The 17905-nt window shown below is 52.7% G+C and carries 15 protein-coding genes; 9 read left to right on the plus strand and 6 right to left on the minus strand.

Features of this window, described 5'->3' with window-relative positions:
- Positions 1 to 5 precede the first annotated feature (5 nt).
- Both torA and torD read left to right on the plus strand, forming a co-directional pair.
- Positions 6 to 2504: a trimethylamine-N-oxide reductase TorA gene (gene torA, locus OGX90_RS08640; protein WP_286623538.1), complete on the plus strand. Its 2499-nt coding sequence runs from the start codon at positions 6 to 8 to the stop codon at positions 2502 to 2504.
- Complete coding sequence (torD, locus tag OGX90_RS08645; protein ID WP_286623540.1) at positions 2494 to 3126, plus strand: molecular chaperone TorD; 633 nt, start codon at positions 2494 to 2496, stop codon at positions 3124 to 3126. Before torA ends, torD begins: the two co-directional genes overlap by 11 nt.
- Positions 3127 to 3445: 319 nt before the next feature.
- Here torD and yeiP read toward each other — a convergent pair whose 3' ends face one another.
- On the minus strand, positions 3446 to 4018 hold the full coding sequence (gene yeiP, locus OGX90_RS08650) for an elongation factor P-like protein YeiP (protein WP_003027452.1): 573 nt from the start codon (positions 4016 to 4018) through the stop codon (positions 3446 to 3448).
- 157 nt (positions 4019 to 4175) lie between these two features.
- On the opposite strand from yeiP, the gene OGX90_RS08655 reads away from it, so the two are divergent.
- Positions 4176 to 4430, plus strand: a complete 255-nt coding sequence (locus OGX90_RS08655) for a YkgJ family cysteine cluster protein (protein ID WP_008785278.1) — start codon at positions 4176 to 4178, stop codon at positions 4428 to 4430.
- Here OGX90_RS08655 and setB read toward each other — a convergent pair.
- Entirely contained in the window at positions 4427 to 5608 is a 1182-nt protein-coding gene (gene setB / locus OGX90_RS08660) for a sugar efflux transporter SetB (RefSeq protein ID WP_003834548.1), read from the minus strand. The genes OGX90_RS08655 and setB overlap by 4 nt on opposite strands.
- Before the next feature lie 368 nt (positions 5609 to 5976).
- On the opposite strand from setB, the gene fruB reads away from it, so the two are divergent.
- Genes fruB through fruA form a run of 3 tightly spaced genes read left to right on the plus strand, consistent with a single transcriptional unit; the run spans position 5977 to position 9750 of the window.
- Positions 5977 to 7107: a fused PTS fructose transporter subunit IIA/HPr protein gene (gene fruB / locus OGX90_RS08665; RefSeq protein ID WP_286623541.1), complete on the plus strand. Its 1131-nt coding sequence runs from the start codon at positions 5977 to 5979 to the stop codon at positions 7105 to 7107.
- Complete coding sequence (gene fruK / locus OGX90_RS08670; RefSeq protein ID WP_003834544.1) at positions 7107 to 8045, plus strand: 1-phosphofructokinase; 939 nt, start codon at positions 7107 to 7109, stop codon at positions 8043 to 8045. The genes fruB and fruK overlap by 1 nt, the downstream gene beginning before the upstream one ends.
- A gap of 16 nt (positions 8046 to 8061) precedes the next feature.
- Entirely contained in the window at positions 8062 to 9750 is a 1689-nt protein-coding gene (gene fruA / locus OGX90_RS08675) for a PTS fructose transporter subunit IIBC (RefSeq protein WP_286623543.1), read from the plus strand.
- Positions 9751 to 9857: 107 nt separating this feature from the next.
- Here the strand turns inward: fruA and OGX90_RS08680 are convergent, their stop codons facing one another.
- Both OGX90_RS08680 and cuyB read right to left on the minus strand, forming a co-directional pair.
- Positions 9858 to 11156 (minus strand): anaerobic C4-dicarboxylate transporter, encoded by a 1299-nt coding sequence (locus OGX90_RS08680; protein ID WP_008785273.1) that lies wholly within the window; start codon positions 11154 to 11156, stop codon positions 9858 to 9860.
- 75 nt (positions 11157 to 11231) lie between these two features.
- Positions 11232 to 11951, minus strand: a complete 720-nt coding sequence (gene cuyB / locus OGX90_RS08685; RefSeq protein ID WP_048234902.1) for a cysteate racemase — start codon at positions 11949 to 11951, stop codon at positions 11232 to 11234.
- 353 nt (positions 11952 to 12304) lie between these two features.
- Between cuyB and hypT the strand changes: the two genes are divergently transcribed.
- Positions 12305 to 13216, plus strand: a complete 912-nt coding sequence (gene hypT, locus OGX90_RS08690) for a hypochlorite stress DNA-binding transcriptional regulator HypT (RefSeq protein WP_020996669.1) — start codon at positions 12305 to 12307, stop codon at positions 13214 to 13216.
- 32 nt (positions 13217 to 13248) lie between these two features.
- Here the strand turns inward: hypT and nfo are convergent, their stop codons facing one another.
- Complete coding sequence (gene nfo, locus OGX90_RS08695; protein ID WP_032944004.1) at positions 13249 to 14106, minus strand: deoxyribonuclease IV; 858 nt, start codon at positions 14104 to 14106, stop codon at positions 13249 to 13251.
- Positions 14107 to 14177: 71 nt separating this feature from the next.
- On the minus strand, positions 14178 to 15227 hold the full coding sequence (locus OGX90_RS08700) for a YeiH family protein (RefSeq protein ID WP_286623545.1): 1050 nt from the start codon (positions 15225 to 15227) through the stop codon (positions 14178 to 14180).
- Positions 15228 to 15346: 119 nt separating this feature from the next.
- Between OGX90_RS08700 and yieE the strand changes: the two genes are divergently transcribed.
- Both yieE and lysP read left to right on the plus strand, forming a co-directional pair.
- A complete protein-coding gene (gene yieE / locus OGX90_RS08705) occupies positions 15347 to 16228 on the plus strand; it encodes a DNA-binding transcriptional regulator YeiE (protein WP_003834519.1) in 882 nt (293 codons plus the stop codon).
- A 193-nt stretch (positions 16229 to 16421) separates the two neighbouring features.
- Positions 16422 to 17891, plus strand: a complete 1470-nt coding sequence (gene lysP / locus OGX90_RS08710) for a lysine-specific permease (protein WP_003834517.1) — start codon at positions 16422 to 16424, stop codon at positions 17889 to 17891.
- Positions 17892 to 17905 lie beyond the last annotated feature (14 nt).

Raw genomic sequence — 17905 nt, forward strand, 5'->3', positions numbered from 1 at the left:
AATGTATGGATATTCATGACTTTAATCCGTCCCGCCGCCGTTTTCTCAACGGAATGCTGGCGGTGGGGGCTGCCAGTGCACTGGCGCCTAATCCGCTGATATCAAAAGTGTGGGCGGCGGGGGAAAATCCCGAACAGTGGATCCAATCTGGTTCGCACTATGGCGCTTTTGAAGCCAAAGTGGTCAACGGTGAGTGGACCGAAACCCGTCCGTTCAAACATGACAAATACCCCTGCGATATGCTGAACGCGGTGCGTGAAGTGGTCTACAACCCGTCGCGGGTGCGCTACCCGATGGTGCGTCTGGACTGGCTGCGTAAGCGTGAGAAGTCAGATCGCAGTCAGCGCGGAGATAACCGTTTTGTACGGGTCAGTTGGGATCAGGCGCTGGATCTGTTTTACGAAGAGCTGGAGAGGGTGCAAAAAACCTATGGCTCATCAGGCGTATTTACCGGGCTTGCCGACTGGCAAATGGTGGGCAAATACCATAAAGCGGGCGGGGCGATGGATCGGGGACTTGGCCTGCATGGTAGCTATGTGACAACCGTCGGCGACTATTCTGCGGCAGCGGCACAAGTCATTTTACCGCATGTGATTGGTTCGCTGGAAGTTTATGAGCAGCAGACGTCGCTCCCGCTGGTGATTCAAAACAGCAATACCATCGTGCTGTGGGGCTGCGATCCGATCAAGAACCTGCAGATCGAGTTTTTGGTTCCCGATCACGATGCGTTTGGCTACTGGCAGCAGATTAAAGAGGCGGTAGCGCAGGGTAAGATGCGCGTTATCAGTGTTGATCCGGTGCGGAGCAAGTCGCAAAACTATCTTGGCTGCGAGCAGTTGGCGTTGCGGCCACAAACCGATGTGGCGTTAATGCTGGCGCTGGCGCATACCTTGTACGAAGAAAAACTGTACGACACGGCGTTTATTACCGATTACACCGTCGGCTTTGAGCAGTTTTTGCCGTATCTGCTGGGCGAAACCGATAAACAGCCGAAAAATGCCGAATGGGCGGCAGAAATCTGCGGCCTGACGGCAGAGCAGATCCGAGACTTCGCCCGCCTGTTGGTGAAAGGCCGGACACAGTTTATGGGCGGTTGGTGCGTACAACGCATGCACCATGGTGAGCAGTATCCGTGGATGCTGGTGGTGCTGGCCAGCATGGTCGGTCAAATTGGTTTGCCCGGCGGCGGGGTAGGATTTGGCTGGCACTACAACGGCGGTGGTACGGTAACATCCGCCGGGCCTGTGCTCTCTGGGCTGGGAGGGATCACGAATCCCCCGCAGGCAAAGTACAACGCGGATTTTCGCGGCGTATCGGAGCATATCCCCACTTCGCGTATCGTTGACTGCCTGCTTGAGCCGGGCAAAAAGGTTGCCTTTAACGGCGAGACGTTAACCTGGCCTGACATCAAAATGGCGATCTACAGCGCGGCGAATCCATTTCATGCGCAGCAGGACAGGAATCGCATGATCGACGCGTGGAAGAAGCTGGAAACCGTGGTGGTGTTGGATCACCAATGGACCGCGTCGTGCCGTTTTGCCGATATCGTCCTGCCCGTTACCACCCGCTTTGAACGTAACGATATTGAGCAGTTCGGTACGCATTCGAATAAAGGGTTGATGGCGTTGCATCAGATCGTCAAACCGCAATATGAAGCGCGACATGATTTTGATGTATTTGCCGGGCTGTGTAAGCGCTTTGACAAGGAAGCGGTGTACCGTGAAAACCGTGATGAAATGCAGTGGATACAGGCGCTTTATGACGAAGGTGTGAAGATGGGGGCATCGCTCGGCGTCTCATTACCGGATTTCACAACGTTCTGGCAGGGTGACGGATATATTGAATATCCGCCGGGTCAGCCGTGGGTACGTCACGGTGAGTTTCGCGACCAGCCAGACCTGAATCCGCTGGGAACGCCGTCAGGTCTGATTGAAATCTACAGTAAAACCATCGCGGGCTTCGCCTACGAGGATTGTCCGGGGCATCCGGTGTGGATGGAACCCTTTGAGCGTACCCATAGTGGCAAAAAAGATAAATATCCACTGCATCTGCAATCCTGCCATCCGGATAAACGTCTGCATTCCCAACTGTGCTCTAGCGAGGTGTTTCGCAACACCTATGCGGTTGCCGGAAGAGAACCGCTTTATATCAGTGAACAGGATGCCACCGCTCGTGGCTTAAAAGCCGGTGATATCGCCCGCGTCTTCAACGCTCGTGGTCAGGTACTGGCTGGCGTAGTTGTCAGCCCGGATTTTTCCCCTGGCGTGGTCCGTATTCATGAAGGTGCATGGTACTCCCCGCAGGAAGGGGGGAAAGCCGGGACATTATGCACTTATGGCGACCCGAACGTGCTGAGCGCGGATATCGGTACTTCACAGCTGGCCCAGGGGCCTTCAGCGCATACCGTGCTGGTGGAGGTCGAGCGTTATCAGCAGAAAGCCCCGCAGGTGACGGCTTTCGGTGGTCCGCAGATTGTGAAAGAGGAGGGGACCAGTGCAGCATAAGCAAATTCATCAGCAGCGGGCAGCTGTGTACCAGTGGTTTTCGCAACTGTTATTTCGTGAGCTGGATGAAAAACAGCTCGCCAGTCTGGAAAACGGCGATAGCCAGGCTTGGATTGCCTCACTGGCGGCGGTTCCTGGAGTGTCTGCCGAGGTTAAACGTTTTGAGCGCAGCCTGGGCCGGGTTTTGCGGCGCGACTCCCGACAGCTGGAGCTGGCAGCAGATTTTGCCTCGCTGTTTCTGCTGGCCCCGCCGGCTAGTGTTTCTCCCTATGCAGGGCACTATCCACACACGACAGCGGCAGAAGAACGTCGGCAAATGAATGTGCTGCTGATTGAGCAAGGTCTGGCAGCGCGAGAGAATGAACCCTCCGATCATATTGCTGTGCAGTTGGCATTAATGGCGAGGATGGTTGCTAAAGAGGAGAGGCTATCGGCGCAATATTACTTTTTGCATCATCATATTCTGTGCTGGGCACCGTTATTTCGCGACGCTTGTCTGGTGCGGGATAACGAGGGGTTTTATCCTCAGGCGGTGAATCTGATAGTGCGTTTTATGCAAGAGGATGAACGGTATCTGGAGTCATTGCTGATGGATGATTTTTATTTCAGCAGCCAGCGCTGAAAATGAAAAAAGGGACAGCCTGCGTTGTAATGCCAGTCAGTTAAGCATTATGGAGCATATTTTATTGCGGCATAGGGTTCCGTTCACCTCAGCGGAGTCATTTCTCTGAAGCGCAGATACCCGTGAACGTGCAAGGGAGGCTCACCGCCGCCTCCCTTGCAACCCTGGCTCCCGGCGGGATTGTTAAGGGTACGGCGATAGTACCCTTAACACGTTCACAGGCAGTATCGTTTCAGAGAAGTGATATCACTAAAGTGAACGGAACATTTTGCCAGAGACAACATGTCATTATCTTTGGTTCACCTGTAACGACAGGAGCTTAATCTGCACGGCCCATATAGCGACGTTCTTCGATATGAATACGGATTTTTTCACCCGCACTCAGATACTCAGGAACCTGGATCACCAGACCGGTGCTCAGGGTTGCTGGTTTGTTGCGCGCACTCGCTGAAGCACCTTTAATCCCCGGTGAGGTTTCAACGATTTCCAGGTCTACGGTCTGCGGCAGTTCAAGCGCCAGCAGTTGGCCGTCCCAGGTCAGGACCTGCATGTCCGGCATCCCGCCTTCCGGCATGAACAGCAGCTCTTCTTCAATCTGGTCTTTGGTGAAGGTATACGGGGTATAGTCTTCTTTATCCATAAAGATGTATTCGTTGCCATCGACGTAGGAGAAATCAACGCCACGACGGCTCAGAGTGACGGTATCCACGATATCGTCACCTTTGAAGCGCTCTTCAACTTTCAGACCGGTACGCACATCAGAAAAACGCATTTTGTACAGCGTGGCTGCACCACGTGCAGACGGTGATTGAATATCGATATCTTTTACAATCAGCAGTTTGCCATTGTAGTTCAGTACCATACCTTTTTTAATTTCGTTCGCTCTTGGCATCGAAAAAATCCTGTAGTGAGGAGTGTCTAAAATATCGCGTAAAACTACTCGCGCCGGGGCATTCAGGCAAGCGGAATTCATGCTTTTGCTGGTGCAAAAAAGGTGGTACTGTGCCCTTCCCGCACAATCCGATGGTTTACGATAAAGAGAGTACTGTATGGAATGCCGTCCGGATTGTGGTGCATGCTGCACCGCGCCTTCAATCTCCAGTCCCATCCCCGGTATGCCTGATGGCAAGCCCGCTAATACGCCCTGCGTTCAGTTGGATGAATCCCTGCGTTGCAAAATTTTTGCGTCGCCGCTACGACCAAAGGTGTGCGGCGGTTTACAGCCCAGTGCGGAAATGTGCGGGCGGACGACGCACCAGGCCATGGTTTATCTCATCGAGCTTGAAGCGCTAACCGCGCCTTAAACGTCCTTGATGCGCGCCAGGCACGCGACGGTGGCGACGATCATCACCAGCGCAAACCAGAACACCGCGTGATAGTTCCAAATTTCAGCGGCAATCCCTGCCAACGATCCGGCAATAATCCAGCCCACGCGAATGGTATTCGTATAGAGGGTGGTGGCTGAACCTGCCTGTCCCGGCATCAGGTCCTGGAAATAGAGCATACCAATCCCGCCGAGAATACCGATGTAAATCGCGTTCAGCAGCTGTAAGCCAAGCAATATCGCCGGAGAGTGAGCCAGCAGCATACCGGCATAAAAGAAGAATCCGGCAACGACGGCAATTCTCATCAACAGACGTTTACCCAGACGCTTTGCAAAATAGCCAGCTATCAACATGGTTGGGATTTCCAGTCCGGCTGCGGTGCCCATCATGATGCCCGCCAGTTTTTCTGGCAGATGCAGTTCGTTGATGATAAACAGCGGCATATTAATGATATAGAGACTATTGGTTCCCCACATTAATGTGCAGATAACAAACAGCAGCAACGTGTCGCGTCGATTGCGGCGCGGGGCCTCAACTGCGCCTGTCGCGAGAGGCACGTTTTTACTCATTGAGGGTAAAAACAGCCAGACCATTACGCCGCATACAACAAACGCCACCGCCGCGCTGAGATACATCACCGTAAAGCTGAATCCCATGGCCAGCGCGTAGGCCAGCGGCGGGCCAATTACCCAGGCTAGCGAAACCTGCGCACGTAATATTGAGCTGAACATGACGGCTTCCCGACCTGTGCGGTCGGCGTGTTCACGGGCGAGAGCAAACATTTGCGGGTTGGCGGTCGATCCAAAGCTGCTGAGGAATACCCCGACAAACAGCAAGATAAAATAATTACGGTTCCAGGCGAACAGCACGCAGGCCAGCATCCCCAGCACGCAGCAAAACACAATCAGGTTCTTGCGATCGCCTTTTCTATCTGAACGTCCGGCCAGAAACTGACTTACCAGAATACCGATCACAGCGCTTCCGGTAAAAAAGAACCCAACCATGCCGGGACGGGCGTGGACTTCATCCGTCAGAAAAAGGCTGAGCGTTGGCGTCTGCAACGCACCGGCGATACCCGTCAGAAATGCGACAAGCAGGAACGCCGAAGACGTTAAATCAAACGCCTTGGGTGTGGCGGCTACGGGGGTGTTATGCATGTTTTGATATCAATGATGTGAAGAGACGCGGAGTTTACGCCGCTTGTCAGAAAATAAACAGGGAGCCAAATCAAAATCGGCATCAAAAATCAAAATAGCATTTCAGTCAAAGAATGCTGTTTGCTGACGTTGCTGAATCTGACAAGCTGACGGCATTTTTGCGTCAGCATTTTTTACTCCTTCGCAGAGAAAATGTGCGTTATCTCTAAATTCAGCAAGTAATTTGTCAACTTTACTTGTGTGCTGAAGAAAAAAGAGCAAGACTTCTTGAAACGTTTCGGCGTCATCTTGCCTTAACTGATGGAGTCGGGTGACGCCTTTTTTCTCATGTTAGCTGAATCGTTTCAATTCAGCGGGAGAGGAGAATCATGTTCCAGTTATCTGTTCAGGATATTCACCCGGGCGAACAGGCCGGGAATAAAGAAGAGGCTATTCGCCAGGTTGCCGCTGCCTTAGTGCAGGCGGGTAACGTCGCGGAAGGCTACGTCGATGGCATGCTGGCGCGCGAACAACAGACGTCCACGTTCCTCGGCAACGGTATTGCGATTCCTCACGGTACGACGGACACGCGCGATCAGGTACTGAAAACCGGTGTGCAGGTATTTCAGTTTCCGCAAGGCGTGACCTGGGGCGAAGGGCAGGTTGCTTATGTGGCAATCGGTATCGCCGCAAGCTCTGATGAACACCTCGGTTTACTGCGTCAGCTGACACACGTGCTGAGCGATGACTCCGTCGCTGAACAGCTGAAATCTGCGACCACGGCGGAAGAACTGCGTGCGCTGCTGATGGGTGAAAAGCAAAGTGAACAGCTGAAGCTTGATAACGAAACGCTGTCGCTGGATGTCGTGGCCAACTCGCTGGTGACGCTGCAGGCACTCAACGCGGCGCGGCTGAAAGAAGTCGGTGCGGTTGACGCCACCTTTGTAGCCAGAGCAATCAATGAGCAGCCGATGAATCTTGGTCAGGGGATCTGGCTGAATGACTGTGCTGAAGGTAACGTGCGTAGCGCCGTTGCGGTCAGCCGTGCAGCAACAGCGTTCGATGTACAAGGTGAAGCGGCAGCCCTGCTGGTGACCGTCGCCATGAATGACGATCAACCGGTTGCTGTGCTGAAACGCCTTGGCGATCTGCTGCTGAATAATAAAGCTGACCGTTTGTTGAAAGCTGATGCGGCAACGGTGCTGGCGCTGCTGACCAGCGATGACGCCTTAACTGATGATGTACTGAGCGCCGAATTTATTGTGCGCAATGAGCATGGTTTACATGCCCGCCCGGGCACCATGCTGGTGAATACGATTAAACAATTTAACAGTGAAATTACCGTGACAAATCTTGATGGAACCGGCAAGCCGGCGAATGGACGCAGTCTGATGAAAGTTGTGGCGTTAGGCGTGAAGAAAGGACATCACCTGCGCTTTACTGCACAGGGTGAAGATGCTGAACAGGCGCTGAAGGCGATTGGCGAAGCCATCGCGGCAGGTCTTGGGGAGGGCGTGTAATGAGCAGACGTGTTGCTACTATCACCCTTAACCCGGCCTACGACCTGGTGGGTTTCTGCCCAGAAATTGAACGCGGTGAAGTGAACCTGGTTAAAACCACCGGTCTGCATGCGGCAGGGAAAGGGATCAACGTCGCTAAGGTTTTGAAGGATTTAGGTATCGATGTCACTGTGGGCGGCTTCCTGGGTAAAGACAACCAGGATGGTTTTCAGCAGTTGTTCAGCGAGCTGGGCATTGCCAACCGTTTTCAGGTCGTGCAGGGCCGTACCCGTATTAACGTCAAGCTGACCGAAAAAGACGGTGAAGTATCTGACTTCAATTTCTCTGGTTTTGAAGTCACCCCGGCTGACTGGGAACGCTTTGTAAATGATTCGCTGAGCTGGCTGGGCCAGTTCGACATGGTGTGCGTCAGCGGCAGTTTGCCAACCGGCGTGAGCCCGGAAGCCTTCACCGACTGGATGACGCGCCTGCGTAGTCAGTGTCCTTGCATTATCTTTGATAGTAGTCGTGAAGCGTTGGTAGCAGGTCTGAAAGCGGCACCATGGCTGGTGAAGCCAAACCGTCGTGAGCTGGAAATCTGGGCCGGTCGTAAGCTGCCGGAAATGAAAGATGTGATTGAAGCGGCGCATGCGCTGCGTGAACAGGGGATCGCTCATGTGGTGATTTCACTCGGCGCGGAAGGTGCGCTGTGGGTTAACGCCTCAGGTGAGTGGATTGCTAAACCGCCGTCAGTTGAGGTGGTCAGCACCGTCGGCGCGGGTGATTCAATGGTTGGCGGTCTGATTTACGGTCTGCTGATGCGTGAGTCCAGCGAACATACCCTGCGTCTGGCGACGGCTGTTGCCGCCCTGGCGGTAAGCCAAAGTAATGTAGGCATTACCGATCGTCCTCAGTTGGCCGCAATGATGGCGCGTGTCGACTTAAAACCGTTTAACTGACAGCAGGAGAGGCATAATGAAAACGCTGCTGATTATTGACGCTAATCTCGGCCAGGCTCGCGCTTACATGGCGAAAACCCTGCTTGGAGCGGCGGCACAGAAAGCACATCTGGAAATTATTGATAATCCGAATGATGCCGAACTGGCAATTGTTCTTGGCGATACGCTTCCTGCCGACAGTTCGCTGAACGGCAAAAAAGTCTGGCTGGGCGACATTGGTCGTGCGGTTGCGCATCCTGAACTCTTCCTCAGTGAAGCTAAAGGCCATGCAAAACCCTACAGCGCCCCGGTTGCAACAGCACCTGTGGCCAGCAGTGGTCCAAAACGCGTGGTGGCGGTGACGGCGTGTCCGACCGGTGTTGCTCATACGTTTATGGCCGCTGAAGCGATTGAAACTGAAGCGAAAAAACGTGGCTGGTGGGTGAAGGTTGAAACCCGAGGTTCTGTTGGCGCAGGTAACGCCATTACGCCGGAAGAAGTGGCTCAAGCTGATCTGGTGATTGTGGCCGCTGACATTGAAGTTGATCTGGCGAAGTTTGCCGGCAAACCGATGTACCGCACCTCTACCGGTCTTGCGTTGAAGAAAACCAAGCAGGAGCTGGACAAAGCGCTGGAAGAAGCAACACCGTACCAGCCAAGCGGTAAAGCGCAGACTTCAGCAACCGAAAATAAGAAAGAGAGCGCGGGGGCGTATCGTCACCTGCTGACGGGCGTCTCTTACATGCTGCCGATGGTGGTTGCTGGCGGTCTGTGTATTGCACTCTCGTTCGCTTTTGGTATCGAAGCGTTTAAAGAGCAGGGGACGCTGGCGGCGGCGCTGATGCAGATTGGCGGTGGTTCAGCCTTCGCGCTGATGGTGCCGGTACTGGCAGGTTATATCGCGTTTTCCATCGCTGACCGTCCGGGTCTGACGCCGGGTCTTATCGGCGGTATGCTGGCGGTAAGCACCGGTTCCGGCTTTATTGGCGGGATTATTGCTGGTTTCCTTGCCGGTTATGTGGCGAAGCTTATCAGCACGAAGCTGAAACTCCCGCAGAGTATGGAAGCGCTGAAACCGATCCTGATCATTCCGCTGTTCTCAAGCCTGGTGGTTGGTCTGGCCATGATTTACCTGATCGGCAAACCGGTGGCGGGTATTCTGGAAGGTTTGACTCACTGGCTGCAAACCATGGGTACGGCCAATGCGGTGCTGCTTGGCGCGATTCTTGGCGGCATGATGTGTACCGACATGGGTGGTCCGGTTAACAAGGCGGCGTATGCTTTCGGTGTGGGTCTGCTGAGTACGCAAACTTATGCGCCGATGGCGGCCATCATGGCTGCGGGTATGGTACCTCCGCTGGCTCTGGGTCTGGCAACTCTGGTTGCGCGTCGTAAGTTCGACAAAGCGCAGCAGGAAGGCGGTAAAGCTGCTCTGGTACTGGGCCTGTGCTTTATCACCGAAGGGGCAATCCCGTTCGCTGCCCGTGACCCAATGCGCGTTCTGCCTTGCTGTATCGTTGGTGGTGCGATTACCGGGGCTATCTCGATGGCGGTGGGTGCGAAGCTGATGGCGCCACACGGCGGGCTGTTTGTCCTGTTAATCCCAGGCGCAATCACGCCGGTGTTAGGATACCTGCTGGCAATTATTGCCGGTACGCTGGTAGCCGGTCTCTCCTACGCGGTGCTGAAGCGCCCGGAAGCTGAGGTTGTGGCAAAGGCGGCCTGATTTAACGTCAATACCAGGGGCAGAGAATTCTCTGCCCCTTTTTTTATGCATTTACCTATACCGTTGCAGCATCGCCACAATAATCCATCCAGCCTTAATAAAACGGGTCAGGCAATCATTGGCGCAATGATAAAACCAAAGGCAACGCCAGCAATGATCCCACCCAGTCCTGGCAGCATAAATGGATGGTTTAAGACATACTTGCCCACGCGCGTTGTCCCTGTGGTGTCGAACTCCATTGCCGCCAGAGAAGTCGGGTATGTTGGTAGAACAAACACCCCGGTTACCGCCACATAGGAGGCCAGAATTGCCCATGTAGGCACGCCGAGCGCAACGGCCAAAGGGATGATCAGCGGCGTGGTGGCGCCTTGCGAGTAGAGAAGCGCGCAGGTACCAAACAGCACCAGTGCCAACAGCATGGGATAAGCCCGTAGAATATCGCCTGCGATATCCTTAATCTCCGCTAAGTGGGCATCAATGAAGGTCGTTCCCAGTGTAACAATCCCGAGAATGACCGCCAGTGAACTCATACCTGATCGAAACGTGGATGTCAGGACAATAGCATCGGTTGAAGTTTTGCATAACACCACCATCAGGCAAGCGGCAGCCAACATACAGATAATGATGATATCCCGGGTATTCATTGGGTTGCCTGCATCGAATCCAGGGCGTAGCTGCGGGCAGGCGGCAAGAATAACGATGACGACCGTTGCCAGCATAAACAGGGCGACTGAGAGTTTGGCACCCGGCGTAGTGCTGTTTTGCCCTTCATATTTACGCACTAATCCTTTTTGCAGGCGTTCCAGATAGACTTCATCATCCTGTAGCTCGCATCCCTGACGTGAGGCGATAAAAGCGGCGACCATCGCGGCGACAAACGAAGCTGGCAGACATACCGCCATGACCTGAATAAAAGTGATACCGTTGCCTTCCATAATGGTCAGCATAGCCGCCATTGCGGCACTGATCGGCGAACCGGATATCGCCACCTGAGAGGCGACTACGGATCCGGCGAGCGTACGAGAAGGGCGGATACCGGACTCTTTGGCGACTTCGGCAATCACTGGCAGGGTAGAAAATACAATGAACCCTGTTCCGGCCATAATGGTCATCGACCAGGTGATAATCGGTGCAATAATATTGATATATTTAGGGTTACGCCGCATGAAATTACCGGCAACGCGAACCAGATAATCCATACCTCCTGCGGCCTGTAGCGCCGATGCTGCCACTACAACTGTCATAATAATGAGGATAACGTCAACGGGTGGCGAGCCAATTTGCAGATCAAATCCCAACGTTAAAATAGCCAGCCCCAGACCACCGCATAAACCGATACCTATTCCGCCGAGGCGGATACCAAAAAATATTGCACCCAACACGACGATAATTTCTAACCAAACCATAATGGCCTCCGCCAGAGAATAATTTGTTATTAAAATAAGTGGTTGTTTAATGCTTTATTAATCTGGTGACGGCTGTTATTGCGCCAGAAGATGATGTTTGCCAACTCGTTTTTCGTACCATTTAATACCGGCGCGAACTAATGATCCGGTTGAGTCAATATATTTATCTGGAGACTTTCTGACTGCTTCGGCAAGAATGACGGGGACTTCAGTACATCCCAGTACAATGATTTGTGCGCCGCGTGAGAAGAGCACTTCAGCCTGTTCATTCATCAGCGTTTGTGCCCGCTTAAGGTCGCCGGCTTTTAAGCAATAAATACTTTCCATGACCTTTTCCTGACCGGATGAATCAGGACTGATGCAGGTTAAACCAAGAGATTCTATGCCTTTTTGGTAGAGTCCCATGTAAAGGGTGGCGTTAGTAGCAAGTAAACCGATACGTGATTTTCCGCAGTTTTTGACCTCATTCATGGTTGTTTCAACGATACTGAGTAACTCTGTATGACAGCACTCTTTTAATTCATTAAACCAAAAGTGGGCGGTATTACAGGGGATCACAATACACTCCGCACCAGCATCTTCCAGTTTGTGCATATAATCACGCATTGCCGGAAGTGGGGAATGACCATGATGCATTAACGCATCAGTTCGGTCTGGAATATCAGGGATGGATGAAATAATTAATGGGATATGTTCCTGATCGCGTTGTGCTGCGGTAAAGGTGACGAATTTATTAAAAAGATCGACGGTTGCAGCAGGCCCCATACCACCAAGTACGCCAATTAAACCTTTCACGATATATACCTCTAATTTACCGATATTTAATATTCAGAGCTGGTGTCTATCTGGTGCTTATGTTTAACAGCAGAGTGTCGTGAGGAGAAATGCAATAATGTTTGGTTCAATGCAAAAAACGCATGAGTGTGATGTCTTTTACCACCTCAGCAGGCCGGTAATCAGCCAGAGGCCCGACATTACGCGGTGGATGAGCGGTCGTGGTCGATGGGTAAAGAAACATGTTAATGTCAAAAACGAAGGTATTATGCAAAAAACGAATCACCAGATGCTGATGTTGAATATCATCACCGGGAATATTCAGGCATGATGCTTAAGACTAATCGACATATTTAAACATCCGCGTGATAGGCATGAAAAATATCGAGACAAAATGGTTATATGATTTTCTGACGCTGGAAGCGTGTCGTCATTTTTCTCAGGCCGCAGAGGAGCGCAACCTATCCCAACCGGCATTTAGTCGGCGGATCAAGGCGCTCGAATCCGCTGTTGGGGTGCTGCTGTTTGACCGTACGACAAGTCCACTGCAGCTGACGGAGGAGGGTAAGTTATTCCATTCGCAGACCCGTAGCCTGCTACAACAGCTGGAATGCAATTTAGATGAGCTAAGTGGTCACAACCTGCTTGGCGTTCCCAATATCAAAATAGCGGCGGCACATTCTCTGTCGCTGACGATGTTGCCCAGATTAGTACATTCAATGTCGGCATGGGGCGAGGAGTTTGTTTACCACGTCGAAGCGATTGACGTAGTCCAGGCGGTGAATACATTGCGCGAGGGGAAAAGTGATTTTATTATCTCCTTTCGCGATGAAGACTTAATGCAGTCACCTTTCTGCGGCTTGAAGGTTTTTGAGTCTGAGCTGTATCCCGTCTGTGCTGCGGATGCACAGGGTAAGGCGTTGTTTGATATCTATCAGCCGCAGGTGCCGATTCTGAACTATACCAGCACTTCCTACATGGGAAGATTGGTTAACCGTCACCTGGCGGAGGTGGGCAGTATTTCAGCGCGTACGCTGTTTATGTCTTCGATGAGTGAGCTATTGAAGAATATGGCATTGGATGGTCATGGTATCGCCTGGCTGCCAGCGTGGACGATCGTGAACGAACTACGGGATAAGCGCCTGGTTTGTCTGGACACGCCGGAGTTGATGGTGCCAATTCAGGCCTATATTTACCGAATGGATACCCGTTTGAATAAAACGGCTGAGCATTTCTGGCGGATTTTGTACAACCATATGCCAGAGGATCTGGTTACGCTCACTTGATACGCGCCAGCTTGTCTGGCGCGCGGGGATCGTTACGCCACTGCTTTTTCTGTTTGCTGGGCTTTCAGCCAGGCGATCTCTTCGGCCCATATATCCGGATTAATGGTTTCCAGTACCAGCGGAATACCATCAAAACGATTATCCTGCATAATCCAACGGAAGGCATCATGGCCAATATTGCCTTCACCAAGGCTGTGATGACGGTCAACGCGACTACCAAACGCGCTCTTGGCGTCGTTCAGGTGCATACCGCGTAGATACTTGAAACCGACAATGCGTTCAAATTCCGCAAACGTCTTTTCGCACTCTTCTGCGGAACGCAAATCGTAACCCGCCGCGAAAGCGTGGCAGGTATCAATACAAACGCCAACACGGGACTTATCTTCGACGCCGTCGATAATGGCGGCCAGGTGCTCAAACTTGAATCCCAGATTACTACCTTGTCCGGCGGTATTTTCGATAACTGCCGTAACGCCCTGGGTCTGAGCGAGGACGATGTTGATGGATTCGGCAATGCGCGCCAGGCATTCATCTTCCGGGATCTGCATCAAATGGCTGCCGGGGTGAAAGTTCAGCAGGGATAAGCCCAGCAGTTCACAGCGCTGCATTTCATCAAGAAACGCATCACGTGATTTTTCCAGCGCATCGCTGACCGGGTGACCGAGGTTAATCAGATAACTGTCGTGAGGCAGTATTTGTGCGGAGGTGTAGTGGTACTTCTCGCAGGCAGATTTGAAATCATCAATGATTTCGGTGGTTAGCGGCGCAGCACGCCACTGGCGCTGATTCTTGGTGAACAGGGCGAATGCGGTCGCTTCGATTTCTGCGGCTCGAATAGCGGCGTTAGCCAGACCGCCAGCGGCGCTTACGTGCGCTCCGATATATTTCATAAATTTAACCCGCCATACTCAAATACAAAAAGGGAGAGTATAGCGGGTTAATGGAGGTGAGTCGTGATCGTTTATGCCATCAGGGCGTGGACAGCGACGTTAATCGCACCACCACCGACAATCAGCCAGACAAACAGCAGCAGGGCCATCAGTAACGGTTTGGCACCGGCTTTTTTCAGTGCGCTAACGTGAGTGGTTAACCCCAGTGCAGCCATTGCCATTGCCAGCAAAATGGTATCCAGCGTTACCAGCGTGTTCACAACCGACTGCGGCAGCAGGTGGAACGAGTTAAAAATCGCGACCACAATGAACAGGATGGCAAACCATGGAATAGTGATTTTGCTTTTCTCACCGCCCGTAGCCGGAGACAACTGTTTAACGCGTGCGGCCAGGAGGATGAGGAACGGTGCCAGCATCATGACACGCAGCATTTTGGCAATAACCGCGGCGTTTTCTGCATCCGGGTTAATGGCGTGCCCGGCAGCCACTACCTGTGCTACTTCATGCATGGTGGAACCAATGTAAATGCCGTAGGTTTCTGGGCTAAACCAGTGTGCCAGCAGCGGATACATTGCCGGATACAGGAAGATAGCGATGGTACCGAAGATCACCACGGTGGCGACAGCGACGGTTACCTTACTGGCTTCCGCTTTCACTACCGGCTCGGTTGCCAGCACGGCGGCGGCCCCACAAATGCTGCTCCCCGCACCAATCAGCCAACTGGTGTGGCGGTCCAGACCAAACACTTTCTGCCCCAGGAAGCAGGCAATCATAAAGGTACTGCTCAGCGTTAACACATCAATCACGATACCGCTGACGCCGACGTCAGCAATTTGCGCGAAGGTGAGGCGGAAGCCGTAGAGGATGATCCCCAAACGTAATAAATGTTGTTTAGCAAACAGCACGCCGCCGTCACAGCTTTTCCAGATGTGCGGATAGACGGTGTTGCCGAGGACCATCCCCAACAAGATTGCTAAGGTGAGGGCGCTGAACCCGGCACCTGCGACGGCGGGAATAGATCCACCCCATAAGGCGACCCCAGTGATAACTGCACTCAGGGCAAGCCCCGGAATAAAATGCCACGCTGTACGACGATGAGTCTGCAAGGTGAGTTCTGTCATATCCTTCTCCTTTATCTGGGTAAAAGAGTACGGCGAAGTGGTTTAAAAATAAAATTGATTATATATTTATAATTAATCTCTATAAGTGGTAAGTAACGGATATCCGGTGGAAAACGACTATGCATATCACCTTGCGGCAACTTGAAGTGTTTGCTGAGGTACTAAAAAGCGGTTCAACGACCCAGGCGTCTGTCATGCTGGCATTGTCGCAATCGGCGGTGAGTGCGGCACTTACCGATCTGGAAGGGCAACTCGGCGTGCAACTGTTTGACCGCGTCGGCAAACGGCTAGTGGTCAACGAGCACGGGCGTTTGCTCTACCCACGAGCGTTGGCGTTACTTGAGCAAACGACCGAAATCGAGCAGCTTTTTCGCGAAGATAATGGTGCCATTCGGGTCTATGCCAGTAGCACCATTGGTAACTATATCTTGCCTGCTATGATCGCCCGCTATCGGCAGGATTTTCCTGATTTGCCGCTCGAGCTGAGCGTGGGTAACAGTCAGGATGTGATCAATGCTGTGCTTGATTTTCGGGTAGACATTGGGCTGATCGAAGGGCCGTGTCACAGTACTGAAATTATCTCTGAACCGTGGCTGGAAGACGAGCTGGTGGTGTTTGCCGCACCGTCGTCACCGCTCACAAAGGGGCCTGTTACGCTGGAACAGCTGGCGGCTTCGCCGTGGATCCTGCGTGAGCGAGGATCCGGTACGCGTGAACTGGTGGATTACCTGCTGTTGTCTCATCTGCCGAGATTTCAGATGGCAATGGAGTTGGGTAACTCAGAGGCCATTAAGCATGCGGTACGCCATGGTCTCGGGATCAGCTGCTTGTCGCGTCGGGTCATTGCGGAGCAGCTGCAGGCGGGAACGCTGAGCGAAGTTCCCGTGCCGCTGCCGCGTTTAGTCCGTACTCTCTGGCGAGTGCATCACAGGCAAAAACACATCTCCAATGCCATTACGCGTTTTTTACATTACAGCGATCAGGTCGAGCTGGGAGAATAGGGCGCTTACTGTCGTAAGGTCATCTCTGTAGAACGGCGGTTATATCTTAACCGCTGTGCGCCGCATATTTTCTGCTTTACTTATAATCCGCGGCCAGTCATGAAGGTCTCTTATAACAGCGTATTTGTGCCGGAAGAATGCCATTTCGTCTGCTACAATCGCGCCTCATTTTTTGGATGGATAGCATTTTCACATGGTTTCCGAAACTAAAACCACAGAAGCGCCCACGCTACGTCGTGAACTGAAGGCGCGTCACCTGACGATGATTGCCATTGGAGGCTCCATCGGTACAGGTCTTTTCGTTGCATCTGGTGCAACTATTTCTGCAGCGGGTCCAGGCGGCGCGTTGTTCTCTTATATTCTGATCGGTCTGATGGTGTACTTCCTGATGACCAGCCTCGGTGAACTGGCTGCCTATATGCCGGTTTCCGGCTCGTTTTCCACCTACGGTCAGAACTACGTAGAAGAGGGCTTTGGCTTCGCGCTGGGCTGGAACTACTGGTACAACTGGGCGGTAACGATTGCCGTTGACCTGGTGGCCGCACAGCTGGTGATGAGCTGGTGGTTCCCGGACACGCCGGGCTGGATCTGGAGTGCGCTGTTCCTCGGCGTTATCTTCCTGCTGAACTACATTTCCGTTCGCGGATTTGGTGAAGCGGAATATTGGTTCTCACTGATCAAAGTTACCACCGTCATTATCTTCATCGTGGTTGGTGTGATGATGATTTTCGGTATCTTCAAAGGCGCTCAGCCGGTGGGCTGGAGCAACTGGACGACCGGTGATGCACCGTTTGCCGGTGGTTTTGCTGCGATGATTGGCGTGGCGATGATAGTCGGCTTCTCCTTCCAGGGGACAGAGCTTATCGGTATCGCGGCTGGCGAATCTGAAGATCCTGAAAAGAACATTCCACGAGCGGTACGTCAGGTATTCTGGCGAATCCTGCTGTTCTATGTGTTCGCGATTTTGATTATCAGCCTGATCATTCCGTACACCGATCCAAGCCTGCTGCGTAACGATGTAAAAGACATCAGCGTTAGCCCGTTCACGCTGGTATTCCAGCATGCGGGTCTGCTGTCTGCGGCAGCGGTGATGAACGCAGTTATCCTGACGGCGGTGCTGTCGGCAGGTAACTCCGGGATGTACGCCTCCACGCGTATGCTTTATACCCTGGCATGTGACGGTAAAGCGCCGCGTATTTTCGGCAAACTGTCTCGTGGCGGCGTACCGCGTAACGCGCTGTATGCGACCACCGTGGTGGCGGGGCTGTGCTTCCTGACTTCAATGTTTGGCAACCAGACCGTGTATCTGTGGCTGCTGAATACTTCCGGGATGACGGGCTTTATCGCCTGGCTGGGGATTGCTATTAGCCACTATCGCTTCCGTCGCGGTTATGTGCTGCAGGGTCACGATGTGAAGGACCTGCCGTACCGTTCTGGCTTCTTCCCGCTGGGGCCGATCTTCGCCTTTGTGCTGTGCCTGATTATCACCCTGGGTCAGAACTACGAAGCGTTCCTGAAAGACAGCATTGACTGGGGCGGCGTGATGGCTACCTATATCGGTATCCCGCTGTTCCTGATTATCTGGTTTGGCTATAAGCTGACCAAAGGAACCCGTTTTGTTCGCTACAGCGAAATGAAATTCCCGGGTCGCGTGAAGAAGTAACAGTATAAAAAAGC

It is taken from the genome of Citrobacter sp. Cpo012, assembly GCF_030333015.1.
GTDB lineage: Bacteria > Pseudomonadota > Gammaproteobacteria > Enterobacterales > Enterobacteriaceae > Citrobacter > Citrobacter portucalensis.